This window comes from uncultured Acinetobacter sp. (assembly GCF_947626835.1).
Taxonomy (GTDB): Bacteria; Pseudomonadota; Gammaproteobacteria; order Pseudomonadales; family Moraxellaceae; genus Acinetobacter.
In genome coordinates, this window is record NZ_CANQTS010000014.1 from 41,693 (window position 1) to 59,244 (window position 17,552).

General features: G+C 40.0%; 16 protein-coding genes. 3 read left to right on the forward strand and 13 right to left on the reverse strand.

The window, feature by feature from the left end; all coding sequences use genetic code 11:
- Positions 1-99 precede the first annotated feature (99 nt).
- A complete protein-coding gene (locus Q0Z55_RS07420; RefSeq protein WP_297426444.1) occupies positions 100-1,404 on the forward strand; it encodes an ammonium transporter in 1,305 nt (434 codons plus the stop codon).
- 447 nt (positions 1,405-1,851) lie between these two features.
- Here the strand turns inward: Q0Z55_RS07420 and Q0Z55_RS07425 are convergent, their stop codons facing one another.
- From Q0Z55_RS07425 to Q0Z55_RS07455, 7 genes are all read right to left on the reverse strand, one after another.
- Positions 1,852-2,514 carry a sarcosine oxidase gene (locus Q0Z55_RS07425; protein ID WP_297426447.1) on the reverse strand — a complete coding sequence of 221 codons (663 nt, stop codon included), beginning with the start codon at positions 2,512-2,514 and terminating at the stop codon, positions 1,852-1,854.
- Positions 2,515-2,517: 3 nt separating this feature from the next.
- Entirely contained in the window at positions 2,518-5,427 is a 2,910-nt protein-coding gene (locus tag Q0Z55_RS07430; RefSeq protein ID WP_297426449.1) for a 2Fe-2S iron-sulfur cluster-binding protein, read from the reverse strand.
- Entirely contained in the window at positions 5,424-5,756 is a 333-nt protein-coding gene (locus tag Q0Z55_RS07435) for a sarcosine oxidase subunit delta (protein WP_297426453.1), read from the reverse strand. Before Q0Z55_RS07435 ends, Q0Z55_RS07430 begins: the two co-directional genes overlap by 4 nt.
- 12 nt (positions 5,757-5,768) lie before the next feature.
- Positions 5,769-7,007: an FAD-dependent oxidoreductase gene (locus Q0Z55_RS07440; RefSeq protein WP_297426456.1), complete on the reverse strand. Its 1,239-nt coding sequence runs from the start codon at positions 7,005-7,007 to the stop codon at positions 5,769-5,771.
- Positions 7,008-7,058: 51 nt separating this feature from the next.
- Positions 7,059-7,943 (reverse strand): bifunctional 5,10-methylenetetrahydrofolate dehydrogenase/5,10-methenyltetrahydrofolate cyclohydrolase, encoded by an 885-nt coding sequence (gene folD / locus Q0Z55_RS07445; protein ID WP_297426459.1) that lies wholly within the window; start codon positions 7,941-7,943, stop codon positions 7,059-7,061.
- The gene (gene purU / locus Q0Z55_RS07450) at positions 7,940-8,806 is read right to left on the reverse strand and encodes a formyltetrahydrofolate deformylase (protein WP_297426463.1); all 867 of its coding nucleotides are present in this window, start codon (positions 8,804-8,806) and stop codon (positions 7,940-7,942) included. The genes folD and purU overlap by 4 nt, the downstream gene beginning before the upstream one ends.
- Before the next feature lie 227 nt (positions 8,807-9,033).
- Positions 9,034-9,267, reverse strand: coding sequence for a hypothetical protein (locus Q0Z55_RS07455; protein ID WP_297426466.1), 234 nt, complete (start codon positions 9,265-9,267; stop codon positions 9,034-9,036).
- Positions 9,268-9,475: 208 nt separating this feature from the next.
- Here Q0Z55_RS07455 and Q0Z55_RS07460 point away from each other — a divergent pair, with 208 nt between their 5' ends.
- Positions 9,476-10,048, forward strand: coding sequence for a guanosine-3',5'-bis(diphosphate) 3'-pyrophosphohydrolase (locus tag Q0Z55_RS07460; protein WP_366806848.1), 573 nt, complete (start codon positions 9,476-9,478; stop codon positions 10,046-10,048).
- Positions 10,049-10,122: 74 nt separating this feature from the next.
- Positions 10,123-11,229 carry an FAD-dependent oxidoreductase gene (locus Q0Z55_RS07465; protein ID WP_297426468.1) on the forward strand — a complete coding sequence of 369 codons (1,107 nt, stop codon included), beginning with the start codon at positions 10,123-10,125 and terminating at the stop codon, positions 11,227-11,229.
- Between the two features lie 40 nt (positions 11,230-11,269).
- Here Q0Z55_RS07465 and ybaK read toward each other — a convergent pair whose 3' ends face one another.
- The 6 genes from ybaK to Q0Z55_RS07495 all read right to left on the reverse strand — a co-directional run bounded on the left by ybaK (position 11,270) and on the right by Q0Z55_RS07495 (position 17,331).
- Positions 11,270-11,734 (reverse strand): Cys-tRNA(Pro) deacylase, encoded by a 465-nt coding sequence (gene ybaK, locus Q0Z55_RS07470; RefSeq protein WP_297426471.1) that lies wholly within the window; start codon positions 11,732-11,734, stop codon positions 11,270-11,272.
- A 121-nt stretch (positions 11,735-11,855) separates the two neighbouring features.
- Positions 11,856-13,109, reverse strand: a complete 1,254-nt coding sequence (locus tag Q0Z55_RS07475) for an esterase-like activity of phytase family protein (protein WP_297426483.1) — start codon at positions 13,107-13,109, stop codon at positions 11,856-11,858.
- Positions 13,110-13,296: 187 nt separating this feature from the next.
- A complete protein-coding gene (locus Q0Z55_RS07480; RefSeq protein WP_297426474.1) occupies positions 13,297-14,646 on the reverse strand; it encodes an aromatic acid/H+ symport family MFS transporter in 1,350 nt (449 codons plus the stop codon).
- Positions 14,647-14,973: 327 nt separating this feature from the next.
- Positions 14,974-15,111: a hypothetical protein gene (locus Q0Z55_RS07485; RefSeq protein WP_297426477.1), complete on the reverse strand. Its 138-nt coding sequence runs from the start codon at positions 15,109-15,111 to the stop codon at positions 14,974-14,976.
- A gap of 186 nt (positions 15,112-15,297) precedes the next feature.
- Positions 15,298-15,738, reverse strand: coding sequence for a lysozyme (locus Q0Z55_RS07490; RefSeq protein ID WP_297426486.1), 441 nt, complete (start codon positions 15,736-15,738; stop codon positions 15,298-15,300).
- Positions 15,739-16,422: 684 nt separating this feature from the next.
- Complete coding sequence (locus tag Q0Z55_RS07495) at positions 16,423-17,331, reverse strand: hypothetical protein (protein WP_297426480.1); 909 nt, start codon at positions 17,329-17,331, stop codon at positions 16,423-16,425.
- Positions 17,332-17,552 lie beyond the last annotated feature (221 nt).

Sequence of the window (17,552 nt, forward strand, 5' to 3'; positions counted from 1 at the left end):
GAATAGAAAAATAAAATTCATGGTATATAAATTGCTTTTCCTTTTATGAAATTATTTTTCCTATTAGTAATATAAATTCATATCATGAAGGAGCTATTCATGTTGAGCAGCTATTTAAAACAATTATTCATGCTGATTGTACTCTTATCCCCCACCACATTATTTGCAGCCCAAAGCATCGATGGCCCTGCGACAGTGTGGGTGATGGTCTCTATTGTGATCGTGTTATTGATGTTTATTCCTGGTTTAGCATTATTCTATGGCGGTATGGTCCGTGCTAAGAATATCCTGTCGGTATTTAGTCAATTTTTTGCAATTGCGAGTGTTGTTGGCATCTTATGGGTAGTGATTGTCTATAGCCTTGCAACCGATACCACAGGTATGCAAGCGCATGTCTATAATTTGAGTAGTTTTGTTGGTGGATTCAAGAGCGCATTTTTAACAGGAATTACCCCGCAAAGTATGGCAGGTGGGATTCCTGAATACATTATTATTGTATTTTTAATGACCTTTGCCATGATCACACCAGCGATTGCCATGGGAGGTATGGCTGAACGTATGCGATTTGGCGCAATGGTGTTATTTTCGGGTCTGTGGACCGTGATCGTTTATGGCCCTATGGCACATATGGTTTGGGGTGGTGATGGTGCCCTATTTCACAATTGGGGCGTACTCGACTTTGCCGGTGGTACAGCTGTGCATATTGGCGCCGGTGTCACTGCATTAGTGGGGGCGATGGTGCTTGGTCGACGACAACATGCCCCTAATCCGCCGCATAATGTGGTTTTTGTCCTCATTGGTGCAGCCTTACTTTGGGTGGGATGGTTTGGCTTTAATGTGGGTTCCGCACTGGCCGTGGATGCGTCCGCTGCTTTAATCTTTATGACCACGATGTTAGCGACACTCGGTGGAATCTTAGGTTGGATGATGCTGGAAAAATTCTCTTCAGGTCATGTCACTGCATTAGGGTTAGCATCAGGTGCAATTGGAGGCTTAGTTGGGATTACCCCCGCTGCTGCTTATGTCGGACCTTTTGGTGCAATTGCGATCGGTTTTATTGCCAGTATTGCTGTCTTCTATGCGATTACACTACTGAAACCTAAGTTAGGGATTGATGATGCTTTGGATGTGTTTTCAGTCCATGGCGTGGGTGGGATTGTCGGCTGTATTTTAGCAGGTATTTTTTGTATTCCTGCACTCGGTGGCAATATTGAGGGCATTCATATCATCACTCAAGTGTTGGCACAAATTGCCAGTATTGTATTTACTTTCTTGTATGTGGGTATATTGTCTTGGCTTTTGTTTAAAATCGTAGATAAAATTATTCCATTACGTGCGGATCTTGAACAAGAACAAATCGGTCTTGATAAAGTTGACCATAATGAAAATGCTTATAATCATTGATTTCTTACGCCCTTAAAAGAGACTCATTCCTACCCTTATATGTTTAAGCCCAAACGCTGATATGTCTTTAGAGCTGTTTAAATCGCGATTATGAGGATTTAAACAGCTTTTACATTTCCTTATTTTTATTCTCAAAGCTGCGCCACATTTCGAATAATTTGCAGTGTCTCAGCACAGTACGAAGATGTTTATGTGGTATAAGCTTGATTGACGTTTTCAAATATGAGTCGCACTACAACGCTAAATGCATTCTCGCACTTATGATAGATTTTTATTTTAAATCCTAAAAATTTCGTACAGACAACAAATTGAGTCATTCGAATTTGTATACGTAACATTGCAGTCCCCAAAAATAAGGGATCCATTGGGCTAAAAAGGTAGGTCTTATGAACATCATAAAAAGGGACAATGTGCAACATTATCCCTTCATAATATTAGATGAAAATTTTAGCTGATTAACGCATTCACTCCGACGACCTGACCATCAAACTCACGGATTGCATCAACCAGAACATCCCATAAGTACACTGCGGCAGCACGGTCATATAAGATGTTAAATTTCGGGGTATATTCATCACTGACGTTCACAATAATCGCATTAATCCGTGCAATTGACGTTTGTACCACGTGTCCCGGTAAAAATGATGCTGCATTTAAGTCTACGGCACAGAGTTTTGCCATCACTTGTGCAATATGAATCCCTGTCAATTGCAACCATGCATGACTATCTTGACGCGGTAATAAAAAAATTTGCTTCTCTGTCATTGACCAATGCGCTTCAAGTTGAGCAACAGACTCACCAAAATCACTCAAACCACCTAAGATGAGATATTCAGTTGCTGATAAACGTGCAACCAACGTACCATTTTCTTGTTGTATAGAAAAGTTCGCTTTTTCAGGCAACTGAAAGCCTAGCTCTTTTAAATAATTAGCGCTGTCTTGCCCGCGAAACCCAACACGGGATAAATGAGTTAAATCGATGAGTGCACAATGCTCGATAGCCTGTTGGTCGTGTGCTGTGGTCAGGAAATGTTTACCCGAACCATAGGCTTGATAATTCCCGACATGTGCCTGAATTAGACTACGTTCAGCTTGATATAATTCTTGCATCGCTTAAATCTCCTGACGTTGGTTGTTCGGATCATAAAATGGCGCTTTCACCACGGTGGCATGTACCACTTTGCCCCCCTCTACACGAATCGGAAAGGTCTGTCCTTCATGGCTCTGTTCAATGCCAACGTAAGCCATCCCAATAGTTTGATCTAGGGTGGGTGAATATTCACAAGAGGTGATATTGCCCGAGATGTCGTCGCCTTCAAGCACAATATGTCCTTCTAAAGGCTGAGGTTGATTTTTATCTAACACAAAAGTCACCAATTTACGTTTTAGCGGTTGCGAAGCCAAAATTTCAATGGAGCGCTTACCCACAAACCAAGGCTTAGATTTCGCTACAGCCCAACTTAAATCACATTCTTCGGGGTGCGTCATGCCATCGGTATCTTGGCTGATGATAATATGGCCCTTTTCCAAACGTAATAAACGCTGCGTTTCTACACCAAACGGTTGCATGTTAAACGCTTGACCAGCTTGCATGAGCAGATCCCAAAGATACTCCCCATAACGTGCGGGATAATGAATTTCGTAGCCTAGCTCACCGACAAAGCCGACACGCATCAAACGCACTGGAATATTGGCAATGGTCGCAAGTCGTACCCCTAAATAAGGAAAAGCCGCATTGCTCAAATCCACATCATGACATACCGCCTGCATGACTTGTCTTGCTTGCGGGCCTGCAATATTGACGGCAGCAAATGCGGTAGTGACATTGGTGATGTCCACATTTAAACGCCACTGTGCATTCCACTTCAGCATTTGTTGATAAATACGATCAACACCACTCGTTGTCGCCGTGACATAAAAATGCTGTTCACTTAAGCGTGCCGCTACACCATCATCAATCACCACACCATCTTCTGCAGCCATGACTGCATAACGGGTTTTACCTACAGGTAATTTTGCAAAAGCAAAGGTATATAATCGATTTAAAAACTCGGCACTGTCTGCACCACGAATATCTAAACCGCCTAAGGTAGATACATCAATGATGCCCACATTTTGGCGAACGTTTTTTGCTTCTGCTTGAATATGCGCTAAACGCTGAGCAGAATCACCATAATAAGCAGGACGTTGCCAATTCCCCGCAGGAATCATATGTGCACCTAAAGCCACATGACGTTGGTGCATCGGTGTCTGACGATAAGGGTCAAAGCCACGCCCGGCAATATGGGCAAGTTTCTCGGCAGTAAATGGCGGACGAGCAGTAGTTACGCCGGTTTCACTAACACTACGCTCAGTATATTTAGCCACCAGACGTGCTGTAGGCAATGCTGAATGACGCCCTTGCGATGGTCCCATTCCTACGGTGGAAAAGCGTTTCACCAATTGCACATCACGATAACCAGATTTGGTGGCATTAATAATGTCACGAATCTGTAGATCCTCATCATAATCCACAAATTCTTTGCCTTTAGGGTGCTCGAATATCGGCCATGGAAAATTCAAGCTGGCTTCATTAAAGTCTAAAGTTACCTTTGAATTGGGCTGGCCTAAGATTTCAGCATTGACCATGTGAGCAATATGCGTTGCATGTTCTAAGACCTGGTCGATGTGATGAATCCCAGCCACAGAGCCTGTAACATGTAAGCCTTGAGGCAAACCACTAATCTGAAACTGTGCCGTTGTATCGTTATAGCTGAGTTTCGCACCCGCTTGACAGAGTAATTGGTAAACTGGCATATAGCCTGATGACATAGCCACGACATCACAGGTAATTTTTGTGCTGTGTGCAGAGACTTGTCCCTGTGCAATAATCGGACGAATATCAACCCCTGTAACGTGTTGCATGCCTTTATCATGCAGTGCTTCAAACACGGTGCTTTCTAGATAAAGTGCTACTCCGCGTTTTTGTAGGGTCTGTTGTAAGGTTTGATCAATAGCCTTTGGACGCAAATCAACCAAAGCTGTAATCTCAAGGCCAGCATCCAGGAGTTCTAATGCGGCTCGATACCCGTCATCATGTCCGGTTAAAATCACGGTTTTTTTACCCGGCTGTACCCCGTAGAGTTTAATTAAGCGCTGTACGGCACTGGTCAGCATCACGCCAGGTAAATCATTATTTCTAAAAATCACCGGCTGATCAAAACTACCACTGGCCACAATACATTGCTGCGCACGCACTTTATACATGCGTTTGCCTTGAATCACTGGTAAATAATGATCAGTGAACCAAGCATTACATACAGACTGGGTTAAAACGGTAATATTGGGATGTTGTTCTACTTGGGCAATCAATGATTGGGCTATTGCTTGTGCTTTTTGACCGCTAAGATCAAAACGTGCATACAATAAACTCCCACCCAACATAGGATCTTGCTCAATGAGCAAAACTTTAAGTCCTGCTTCAGCTGCTGTAAGGGCAGCTTGTAGACCAGCAGGACCTGCGCCAATAATAGCAACATCGGTAAATAAGTAGGCCTTATCGTAATATTCAGGCTCAAAGTTTAAATCAACCACCCCAAGTCCAGCTTTTTTGCGAATGACGGCTTCCCACAGTTTCCATGCTCCTTTCGGTTTATAAAAGGAACGATAGTAAAATCCAACCGGCATAAATTTGGAAAATTTACCCAAAAACGCATCAGAATCTTTGGTTAATGATCCGCTGTAATTTTGTCCTGTTGCCGACATACCAGGCACTAAAGCAAGTTGATCGGCTAAAACATTGGGTTCTTGTGGCAGTTGTATCAAGGTGTTGGCATCTTGACCGGCCATGGTTAAAGGTCCACGTGGACGATGATACTTAAATGAGCGCGACATGATCCAACGTTGGTTGGCAATTAAAGCACTCGCTAAAGTGTCTCCGGCATAGCCCTCAAATTGTTGCCCATCAAAAGAAAATTGAATCGGTTGACTGCGGTCAATTTGACTACCATAAGGCAACGGTAGCCGTGTTGTGTAAGATGTCATGCCAACGCTCCTTGTTTTTCTGATACAGGTGTTTTTTCAGCAACTGTGGCTTGTGTAAATTCCACACGTTGATTAAAAATTTCTTGAGGATCAAAGGTACGGATCATTTCATCCGTTACGGTATGACGCTCAGCAATAAACCAATAACTGCTTGGGGTATGCATCCACCACTCTAAAACAATGCCTGCCGTATTATTTTTATTGAATACATAATCTGCCCAAGCTTCATCTGTGCAGGTATTTTGATCTGGCATGTGTTTGAGTTCACCCCCATAACTAAATTCACTGATATTTCTTAAGCCATTTAAAGGGCAACGCATCATCTTCATGTTCTTGACTCCTTAGTGGCTGGCCGCTGTAGCGCCCATTTCATTGACTTGTTGAAAACGACTAAAACGTGACAGTTCAAAGGGCTTAATTAAATCTGGGGTACGACCTGTGGCTACAAGTTCTGCCATGGTCTTGCCGCAAATTGGCGTGGCTTTAAAGCCCCATGTGCCCCAACCTGCATCCAAGTAATAATTGTCATAGGGCGACTGCCCCATAATTGGACTGTAATCTGGGGTCATATCGGTCATGCCTGCCCATTGACGCATGAGTTTCACATTGGCCATAAACGGAAACATCTCAATGGCATGTGCCAACAAACTTTCTTTTAAATCTAAAGTCGAGCGTGTGTTGTACAAAGGATACGGATCTGAACCACCTCCAAACACAATTTCCCCTCGACTGGTTTGTTGAACATAGCAATGCAGGGCTGATGAACTCACCAAAGGGTTAAGAAAGGGTTTAAAGGGCTGTGAAACCATGGCTTGTAATGGAAAGGTCTGAATGGGTGAGCGAATCTTGAGTTTATTCATTAATAAACTTGAAGTACCTGCCACCGCTTGCACCACACAACCGCATTCAATGCTGCCGCGATTGGTCTTCACCGCTGTCACTTGATTGCGGTTGACCACAAAATCTTGGACTTCGGTCAATTGATGAATTTCGACGCCACGCTTGGCTGCCTCTTTGGCATAGCCCCATGCCACAGCATCATGGCGTGCTGTTGCGCCGTCCATATGCCATAGGCCTGCTAAGACGGGTAAATGTGCAGGATCTAAATTTAAACACGGCACTAATTCCTTAATTTGCTTGCGATCAATCATTTCAGTACGACCACCGAAATGTTTATTCACTTCAGCACGTTGTCGAAATGCCCGCACGGTTGCATCGGTATGAGCAAGGGTTAACTGACCACGCTCTGAATACATGATGTTAAAGTCAAATTCATTAGATAGATTTTTAAATAAATCCACCGATTCAGAATAAAACTTTACCCCCTCAGAGGTTAAATAATTGGAACGAATCACCGCAGTATTACGTGCCGTATTGCCGCCACCTAAATAGGATTTTTCCAGTACAGCAACATTGGTAATGCCTTGATATTTTGCAAGGTAATAGGCAATTGCGAGGCCATGCCCACCGCCACCAATAATCACCACGTCATAGCGTTTTTTCAGCGCTTTCGGTGCAGGTAAATCAACTTCAATCGGATAGTCATTACTAAATCCATATTTGAGCAAACCAAGTGGCATGATTGTCCTCCACGGCATTATTATCATGTGCCATTATTTTATTTTTTAAAGTCATAGCGACTGCATACGTGCAGCAGCGAGTGTATTTTTCATTAGATAAGCAATTGTCATAGGTCCAACACCGCCGGGTACTGGGGTGATCGCTTGCGCGATCGGCAACACATCCTCAAAATCAACATCTCCCACTAGACGGCTTTGGTTGTCTACTGTCATGCGATTAATGCCTACATCAATCACCACTGCATTCGGTTTGATCCAATCAGCCTTGACCAATTTGGGCTGTCCGACAGTGGCCACCAAAATGTCTGCCATTTGGCAAGTTTCGGCTAAGTGCTTAGAGCGTGAATGTACGACTGTGACGCTACAATGTTGTTGAAGCAACAAAGCCGCCATCGGTTTACCTACAATATTTGAGCGTCCAATAATCACTGCATGTAAACCGGATAAATCAGAACCTAGTGTCTCGTGTAGCAAACGCAAACACCCCATTGGTGTACACGGCGCTAAGACACACTGACCTTGACTTAAGCCACCTACATTCTCACGATGAAAACCGTCTACATCTTTTAAAGGATCGATCTTGTGCAGGATTTGGGTGTCATCAATCTGTGGGGGTAACGGCAGCTGCACTAAAATGCCATGTACCGATGGATCTTGATTTAACTGATCAATCTTGCTGAGCAGCTCGGTGGTGGTGCTATCTTGATTAAAGCGAAATTCTAAAGAGCGGATTCCAACCTGTTTAGCCTTAGCGACTTTATGCTGCACATAGACCTGACTGGCGGCATCTTCACCCACTAAAATCACCGCAAGACACGGTTCAATCCCTTGAGTCTTCATATCATCAACGTCAGCTTTGACTTCTTTCAGTACGGATTCAGCAATCGCTTTACCATCGATATATTTGTTTTGCATAGTGTTCAGCATTTGATTCATTTGAACACCACCGTACGTTGATCATTTAAAAACACACGATGCTCGACAAAATATTTGACCGCTTTAGATAAAGCCACTGTTTCGGTGTCACGACCAACCGAAACGAGATCATCCGCTAAATAAGCATGATCGACTCGTTGTACCTCTTGTTCAATAATTGGACCCTCGTCTAAATCTGCGGTAACAAAATGCGCGGTTGCACCAATGAGTTTAACGCCACGCTCAAAGGCTTGATGATACGGTTTGGCACCTTTAAATCCGGGTAAGAAAGAATGATGAATATTGATGGCACGACCTGCTAACTGTTGACATAGATCATTGGACAAAATTTGCATATAACGTGCCAAAATGACCAATTCAGTTTGGGTTTCATCAATAATTTTTAACAATTCAGCCTCTTGTTGAGCTTTCGTGTCTTTATTAACGGGCAAATAAATGAAACGTAAACCCTCACGTTCAGCAATTGGACGCAAGTCGAGATGATTCGACACCACTGCGGTAATGTGAAAATCAAGTTCACCCTTATGATGGCGATACAACAAATTTAAAAAACAATGATCAAACTTACTGACCATAATCATTAATTTCATCGGTGAAGCACAGTCATAAAAATCGGCTTGCATTTTAAATTGCTGTTTAATGAGGTCAAAATTTTGTTTGAGTTGTTCAATTTCCCCACTGCCATCATTAAAACGAAAAACAATTCGGGTGAAAAAATAGCCTGTCACTTCATCATCGTATTGTGCCATTTCACTGATATAGCAATTGTTCTGTGCAAGACAGCCACTAATTGCAGCCACAATTCCCGATGCAGCAGGACAACGAATTTTCAGTACATATTGGGCAAGAGCATGGTGTGGCATCCGACAGCTTCCTATAAATTTTTATCATTGATCATCTATTTAATTAGAAATTATTTCTTTTTAGGAAAATTTATTTCTCTACAGGAATTTATATCGGACTTTTAGGCTGTCGTCTATAGTTTTAAGAAATTTTTTTTACTTTTAAGAATAATTATTAAATTGTTGATTTTTATATAGATATGCCAAAGCACCAGCAGGACATCATGTGCCTGCTGGTAAGAAAGTTGTTAGCGAATGACCTCAATTTTATGTAAAGTTTTCAGCTGCATGAGGGCTTGAAAAGGCTGCTCAGATTGCAGCAGTTGGTTCATCTGTTCATAAAATTTATGTGACAGATGTGCACTACATTGAATTAACCAACCTTTCATAGATTTTTTATTGGTGTTGAGCATATACACTTCACACATCGTTGAATTAATTAATTGCATTTTTTTAATGACAAAATGTTCTGGATAGCTCATTGCATTCTCCTTAAACCATGTTCATTAGAATGAAAGCAATTCACATGCCAATCTTGTAAATACAACTGTTATAGAGAATAAATTTATTGCATATTCCTAATATGAATATTTCTTGCATTTTAATTGTGCAAGTTTCAATCTATCTGCACTAAAATTTGCTGATTTTGAGCAATGCCATGTATTTGCATACAAGCTATAAATTGTGAAGATGAGTCAATTAAAATTAACTATTGAGTATGCTGTAATGTTACCAAATGATCTATTGATTCAAGCGATCCAGTTAGCACAACAAGCTCACGATGGCCAAGTCGATAAAGCAGGCCTTGCTTATATCCAGCATCCCTTACGTGTCATGCATCAGATGAAAACTATAGAAGCCAAAATCATAGCCATTTTGCACGATACCCTAGAAGATACGTGGGTGACGCACCAACATTTAAAAGCTCTCGGACTGGGTATAAAGCACATAGATGCCTTAAATGCCCTCACCAAACTCGCGCATGAAAATCGTTTTGATGTCTTAAAACGTACTTTAGTCAATCCTTTAGCTTGTGAAGTCAAACGTACAGATATATATGACAATATGAATCTTACCCGCTTAAAATCTATCACAAAAAAAGACCTACAGCGTTATCAGCAGTACTGTCAAATTTATGCAGTATTACAACAGGCGTGTGAGTTTTATCAACGCATCAATGCACAACATATCAACACAACAATTGGGCGGAATCGACAGCGTTTAACAGCGCTGGCTGTACAGCTTTATACAAAACTGATGTAGGTTCATTCTCTTCTCCATCTCCTCAACAAAATTGCGTATGATGGATGGCTGATATAGCGCAAAGGATAAAGACGTTGAAAAGTATTGTGATCTATGGTGGCGGTATGGCCGGGACTTTTTTGGCCAAGAAACTATGCCAAAGCTTTGCAGTCACCTTAGTCGATTCAAATGAATATTTTGAAATTCCTATGGCCACTCCACGCAGTATGGTGGATGCTAACTTCGCTGAACAAGCCATTATTCCTTTTAAGCACGCTTTACCTAAAGTACAGCATATTCAAGGGCACTTAATGCAACTCAATCCTGATTACAGTGGTGTTGTGCGCTTAAAAACTGGGCAAGAGATTCAATTACATGCAGATGTCAGTGTCATTGCCACAGGCAGTCATTTTTCTAATTCCTTGGTACGCGGGCAAAGTCAAACTAAATTACAGCGCCAAAATTTCTATCAAGATTTTTCTAAAGCGATTGAAAAAGCACAGAACATTGTTTTAGTCGGTGGCGGCCCTATTGGGGTAGAAATTGCCGGTGAGATCAATGATCTTTATCCACAAAAAATCATCACCATCATTGAATCGAAAACACGTTTAGTCAGTGGAACCACAGCCAAAGTCAGTGCTTACATCCAACAAGACTTTAAACGCCGTGGCATTAGAGTATTCACCAATACCCAGCTTGTGCAAGCCAGTCATCCTAAAGATACTGTATGCACCGAAGCAGGTGTTGCTATGACAACAGATGGACAACAAATAGCGTATGATTTACTCATGTGGTGTATCGGTGGACGTGCCAATACTACATATTTACAGGCACACTTTGCTGATCTACTCAATCCCAGTGCACAAGTGCAGGTTGAAAATACCTTACAAGTCAAACATCATCCTCGACTTTTTGCTTTAGGCGATATTACGGACTTGGCTGAAAATAAGATGGCTTGGCATATTAATGGTCAAATTCCTGTGGCAGCACATAATATTCGTTGTCTACTCGAAGACAAACTACATGCGCTTAAGACGTATAAGGCCAAAACGAACAATCCAATGATGGCCATTACCTTGGGTCGTCAAAAAGGTGTGGTGTATTTACCGATCGTGGGTATGATCAATATTCCATTGATCACGCGTATGGCCAAAGCCAGTCATATGTTGGTGCCTAAATATCGTAAAGAATTAGGGCTTTAAAATCAAAAAGCATGCTCTTTTATGAGAGCATGCTTTTAAATCAATCAATGATATCGGCAAAGCTTGCAGCTAAAACATCCGCTAAGTCTTGTGGATTTAAACCAATATCTAAACCACGTTTGCCGCCACTGACATAAATTTTGCCCAGTTTCTCAGCACTGGCATCAATAACGGTTTTTAGGCGTTTCTTTTGCCCAAGTGGACTAATGCCGCCAACCAAATAACCAGTTAAGCGCTCTGCATCTTTAGGGTCAGCCATATGTAGTTTTTTAGTGCCTACAGCACTGGCGACTTTTTTAAGATTGAGTTGGTATTCAACGGGTAGTACCGCAACAAAATAGTTTTTGTCATCACTTACCAACAGCGTTTTAAAGACTTCTTGTACAGATAAACCTAGTTTTTCTGCTGCTTCTAAGCCAAAACTTTTTGCTTGAGGATCATGTTGATACTCGTGGATTGAATAATCAATTTTTTTGGCTTTAAGAATTTTGCAAGCAGGTGTCATGATGTTAACTATCGAGTTTAAATTTAGATTATAGATCTTTATAAAATGACTATATATAATACTTAGGCTATTTTTTAAACTAAAAAAGCCAATCAAAAGATTGGCTTTTTTTCTTTCTCTATTAATAGAGTTTTTTCGGCAATGTAATTTGAATCATTTCATTGTCATCGGCAAGTTTGGCATTTCGACCTGAAGAACCTGGGAAGTTATTATCATTAAAAATAGTCAATGTATTAGCATCTTCAATGATCAAATCTTCAATGGTTTGGAATGGGAAACCAAAATGCTCACCTACGGCAATATCTCCATCACGAGGTGTGCCATAGAGTAAATTTGGATTGGAAATGTCCATGAGATTCACAATTTCCTCACGTTCAAGTGGCTGCCCTGCTTCTTTAAGCTTCACTTTAATGAGCTTTTTGTATCCACCTAGGTTATTTTCGGTATCATCACGTTCAATAATGACCCCTTCTGTTTCACTAAACAATTGGAAATCACCAATGGCTGTAGCTTTGCTATCTAATGCAAATAAATAGTATTGACCAGTATAGGCTTTCTTTTTCAGATCAAATTGCGACAAGATCAGTTGACCGGTACTGTCATTGCTTAAAGGCTTTTCAAGTAATGGATACAAATACTGACCATCTGGTGAAATCGCCATTCCCTCAAAACCACCGCTACGTTGCACTAAAGGCTCAACGTAATTGATATTGGCTTTATTGAGTTGGTTTTGTGGTGAACGAAGCTCAACCCCTGCTTGAGTTGGATGCGGTAGTGGAATGGGTGCATCTAATAAGACACCGTCTTTGGAGAAGTGTAAAAGGTATGGACCAAATTCATCACCAATCCAAAAGCTGCCATCTGCTTCACGCTGCATTGATTCAGGATCAAAATCCGCACCTGTCAGTAAACGCTCAGGTGTATTTTCATTGATAATATCAAATGGAATTAAGCCATTTGGGTCTTTGAGCTGAATAAAACTATGCACTTTAACTTCACCAGTACCTTGATCTTTGCTACGGAAATCAGGGGTAATGTGGTAAATACGTAATAGGTAGTCGGCTGAATTATCTTGTGAGCCAAAGCCATTATCTGACATGGCCATATAGGTCCCATCAGCATTTTTTAACGCTGCTGAAAAACCTTGTACAGGTTGACCGATAAATGGTGGATAGATGCCATTTGCACCTTTGACATACGCACCTGAGTTGGGGCCTTGTGCATAAGTATCTACTTTTAATTTTGCAAATGAAATTAAGGTCGGCTCAGTGACACTCGGTTTTGCTGATGCTGATACAGTATCGTTATCATCATTACAACCGCTTAGCGCCAGCATGCTTAAGGTAAGCAAAGATAAGGTGAGTTTTTTCATAATTAAGTCAAGTGATTAAAGCTTTGGCTATTTAAACCTGACTTGATGACAACAAGACTGCACTTTGGTGACATTTTCTTGAAAGATCATGCATGTAGTTGCATGTTATTTGTGAGCCTTGAGCACATAATTACACGTAATCAGCCATAAAAAAAAGCCTCCTTAGCGGAGGCTTTTTCATCAAGTTATTTTAAGCTTTGGCGCTGATTGCATCCGTAATCTCAATTTTATCTTTGTCTTTTTCATTCATAATAAAGGCAACTGCAATGGCGGTAATTAATACCGGTAAACCTACTGCAATAAAGTTAAAGTGTGCAGGAAGGTTCATGCCTAATAAACCACCAATTAAAATTGGACCTACAATTGCACCCATACGACCAATCGCTGATGACCACCCAATACCAGTTGAACGTACTGCAAGTGGGTAGTACTGTGCCACATAGCTATAAAGCAACATTTGTGAACCAATCGATGCAGCACCTGCTAAGAATACCAAGATATAGAGTAAGAATTCGTTGCTTTGAAAGCCCATCAAACTCATCACAATTGCACCCATGATGCCTAAGAACATCAATACAGGTTTAAGATGGAAGCGATCCGCTAAGATACCACCACCCACAATCCCGACAACGGCACCTACGTTCATCACCATCATAAACATGAGGCTATTGTCCATGGAGTAACCCGCCGCCATCATTAATTTTGGTAACCAGCTGCTTAAAGCATACATGGTCAGTAAGCAGGTAAAGAACGCTGTCCAAAATAATAAAGTGTTCACTGCACGGCCACGGCGGAATAAACTCACCACGTTAGCAGCTTCAGGGACATTTTCCTGCGGTAAAGTAAAGACAGTATTGTCATTTACAGTTACATTTGGTGCGATACGTTTTACAATCTTACGTGCTTGTTCTTGGTCATTTTGCTTAACAATAAAACCTAAAGATTCAGGTAAGAATTTCCAAATGACTGGCAATAAGAACAATGGAATGCCTGCAATAAAGAACATGACTTCCCAACCAAAACTTGGGGTTAACCATGAACCTAATAATGCTGCCATGACACCACCTACAGCATAACCACTGAACATACCTGTCACCAAGGTACTGCGCATTTTTTTCGGCGCGTATTCAGAGGTCAGTGCCACAAGGTTTGGCATAACACCACCAATCCCTAAACCTGCTAGGAAACGTAAAATACCAAACTCAGTTGGGTTTGAGGCAAAACCACCAGCAAAGGTCAAACCACTAAACAATACAATACAAATCATGATGACTTTTTTACGACCGATCTTATCTGCCAAAGAGCCAAAGATCATCGCGCCAAACATCATACCAGCAAGTGCAGTACTGGCCAGCATACCAGCTTGTACTGCGCTTAGGCCCCAATCTTCCATCAACAGGGGCAATACCACACCGTTGATCGCAAGATCGTAACCATCAAATAAAATAATTAATAAACACCAAGCAACTACATTGAAGTGAAAAGGCGTAAATTTGGCGTGATCGACAATAGGATTAATATCTATTTTGTCCGTCTTCATCGTTCTCATCTCCCATGAGTACTTGTCCATACTTAATAAAAACTATTAAGTTCTATTCCATGCTGCGAATATACGTATCTCATATTTAATGCACAATAAGACTAAAGACTAGCAAATTAGTCTGAATATTATTTTTCTATCTAATTGTATTTAAATTGGTTTTTTATGGAGCAAAATTTAAAACTTTAGTATTAAAACACTATAATTTTATTGAAAAATATAATATTAATTGAATCAATCAAGACCTAAAACCTGTAAAAAACTTAACACTGCATATTTTATACACAAAAAAAGATCCCGCATATTCGGGATCTTTTTTAAAATGAATTACTTTTGTTCTTTCATAGGTTGTTCAGGCTGCTGATTGGGTTGCTTTTCAGGGGTGGTATTTTTATAAGAATCTTGACTCCCTTTATCATCATTTGATTCTTTATGGGGTTTAACGGCTTGATCTGAATCATTCACAACGCATCTTCCTTCATGGTTAGACTCTAGCTAATCTGCCATCACATCTGTATGTGCGTCAGTATCATTTTTGTTGGCCGTATTTGACTAAAATGCAATATATCATCCAATGATGCATGTCTAACTCAATACAATATAGAATTTAAATCATCATTGAAAATAATGATCACTGTAGATTGAAGCTATTCAGCTTAAAAAAAGCTGACGTTCCTGCGCTCGACGTCGCACCAAGCCGTTTAACACTTGCCCACGACTTTTATTCCAGACTAAAAATTGCTCCGCCGCTGACTCATAGTCACCTGTATTTAAATTTTTAACCAAGCTAGATTGGCGAAATGCCTGTGCTCCAATGTTATAGGCTAAACAGACCAACGCATCAAATTGATTTTGATTAAGTTTGACATATACAGTTTCATTCACTACCTGAACAAAGCGTTTTAAATCATGTTGTTTATACCGCAAAGCTTGCTCATAACTACATGTATCGCCTTTTTGTACGCTTTTCCCATTTGGATAAACGGTGGTTCCTATACCAATGCTCCACACTTGGGCAGGACATAAATAGGCGTTGAGTTTTAAGCCCTCAAATTGAATGATCAGCAACACGCCTTGCTGGCTGATATGCATAGCTTGATCTTGGGCAACTGCAATATTGCTTTTGGCTTGTTCAAGATCCAAAACTCCTAAACGCTTTAAGATAAAATTGATGATGGAACGTCTCACTGCTGACTTAAACTTCATAATATACACGGGCAGATGTTAGCTTATTTGCTTAATCCTATATATTGATGTTTCGTCAGTAGAATGGCAAAGCTAGATATCTTTTAAAAATTACATTTTTTCCAAAATAAAGTTGTATTGGATCATCGACAAAGCTCGCCAAAAGGCGAGCTTTTTTATAAAATAACTTAAGCCATATATAAAATACATGATGTCTCTTTATATGCTACATGTATATTTTTATGTACGTTTCAAACAAAGCAATAGACTTAAACAATTTAATAAAGTAAAAGTTTAAATTTCATCAACTATACTTCAAAGACGACCCATTTTGTTTAGCTTTTTGATCACTTTTCGATAATAGAAAAATTTAACTTTACTCATTAACAGATTAGGAAGTCTAATATTTTTGTCTTTAGCCAATTCAATCAAACTCTTTGCAAAAATATCTTTCTCGGAATCTTTAACAAGTTGTGCAATATAAAATCCTTTGATTTTTCTATATTTATCAATATTAAAGATATTTTCATATTTCTCTAGATTACCCGATAAATCTAAAGCGAATAAGGTTCTTAAGCATTTACCACAGGCTTAACAATTTTCATGAGTATCATCACCACTCACACAAACATTTAAATATCTATATGTTGGCTCATAATTAGAGATATCAACTATTTTATCAACACGTGAATAGGCAGCGCCCTCTTGATAAAACTCTGTACTTTCAGTAGAAAGTAAAGGGAGCAAGATAGGGTCGCAATAAATACCCACATCTTTGTCTCTGTATTTTTGCGAAAAATTTATAATTTGAGTGTAATTAAAACCAGCAGAGGCATAGTAATATTTAGAGAAATGTTTTTGTAAGACAAGCACTCCTGCTACACCTGTCAAAGTATGTATTTTCTCATGCCCCCATGGGTGGAAAGTATGCAGGTTCGAATCTATCGGGATATAATCTAAATTAATTTCTTCTGGATAACTTTTTAGGTGATTATATCGTTGCAAATATTTAAGCTTTGCACTTTCTTCCTTACCCCCATGAGAACCTACATTTAAGAATAAAAGTGTATTAATTTTTAAAGTAGGATCTGTTTGTTTAACCAATAACTCATGGATTGCATTAAAAGAGTCTACGCCACCAGAAAAACCCGTACCTATACCTGTATTATCAAAACCTTGTTCGTTTGATTCTTTTGCAGTTACTGTAATCTTTTTAGCTGCGGATGAAAAAGACATTAATAATGGAATCACATATTTATTCACATTAAATAATAACTTTTTAGACACAACACCATCAAGATAAAGGTCTTCTCCACACATCATAGCAGGAAAAAGCATACCAACTAAAAATGCATCCATTTGGGTAGTGCAAACATGCTTTTCGTAAATTTTAGGCACTGCAAACCAAAGGGTTTTATGGCCTAAAGACTTACTTTCAATAGCAACTGATAATGTTAATTTATCATCTTGATGTGTGATTTCAACACCTTTGATATACATGTTTTTCGCTAAAATATGACTAATTTCCTAAATTTTATAATTTATTGCATTTTTTTACAAATCTAATATCTTTTACCTTGAACCGTACCGGGTTTGTCGGAGACTTTTTATTTAAGTTAGGCTACCTGACCTAACGGATTAATCTTATCATAGTACATTGCTTCAAAATCAAAAGGTGACACATAACCCAGTGCACTATGTACACGCTCTTTATTGAACCA

Excerpts from the sequence above, each read along its gene's own strand:
- Q0Z55_RS07420 (WP_297426444.1), top strand. The coding sequence starts at position 100 with ATGTTGAGCAGCTATTTAAAACAATTATTCATGCTGATTGTACTCTTA.
- Q0Z55_RS07425 (WP_297426447.1), bottom strand. The coding sequence starts at position 2,514 with ATGCAAGAATTATATCAAGCTGAACGTAGTCTAATTCAGGCACATGTC.
- Q0Z55_RS07430 (WP_297426449.1), bottom strand. The coding sequence starts at position 5,427 with ATGACATCTTACACAACACGGCTACCGTTGCCTTATGGTAGTCAAATT.
- Q0Z55_RS07435 (WP_297426453.1), bottom strand. The coding sequence starts at position 5,756 with ATGAAGATGATGCGTTGCCCTTTAAATGGCTTAAGAAATATCAGTGAA.
- Q0Z55_RS07440 (WP_297426456.1), bottom strand. The coding sequence starts at position 7,007 with ATGCCACTTGGTTTGCTCAAATATGGATTTAGTAATGACTATCCGATT.
- folD (WP_297426459.1), bottom strand. The coding sequence starts at position 7,943 with ATGAATCAAATGCTGAACACTATGCAAAACAAATATATCGATGGTAAA.
- purU (WP_297426463.1), bottom strand. The coding sequence starts at position 8,806 with ATGCCACACCATGCTCTTGCCCAATATGTACTGAAAATTCGTTGTCCT.
- Q0Z55_RS07455 (WP_297426466.1), bottom strand. The coding sequence starts at position 9,267 with ATGAGCTATCCAGAACATTTTGTCATTAAAAAAATGCAATTAATTAAT.
- Q0Z55_RS07460 (WP_366806848.1), top strand. The coding sequence starts at position 9,476 with ATGAGTCAATTAAAATTAACTATTGAGTATGCTGTAATGTTACCAAAT.
- ybaK (WP_297426471.1), bottom strand. The coding sequence starts at position 11,734 with ATGACACCTGCTTGCAAAATTCTTAAAGCCAAAAAAATTGATTATTCA.
- Q0Z55_RS07480 (WP_297426474.1), bottom strand. The coding sequence starts at position 14,646 with ATGAAGACGGACAAAATAGATATTAATCCTATTGTCGATCACGCCAAA.
- Q0Z55_RS07490 (WP_297426486.1), bottom strand. The coding sequence starts at position 15,738 with ATGCATATCAGCCAGCAAGGCGTGTTGCTGATCATTCAATTTGAGGGC.
- Q0Z55_RS07495 (WP_297426480.1), bottom strand. The coding sequence starts at position 17,331 with ATGTATATCAAAGGTGTTGAAATCACACATCAAGATGATAAATTAACA.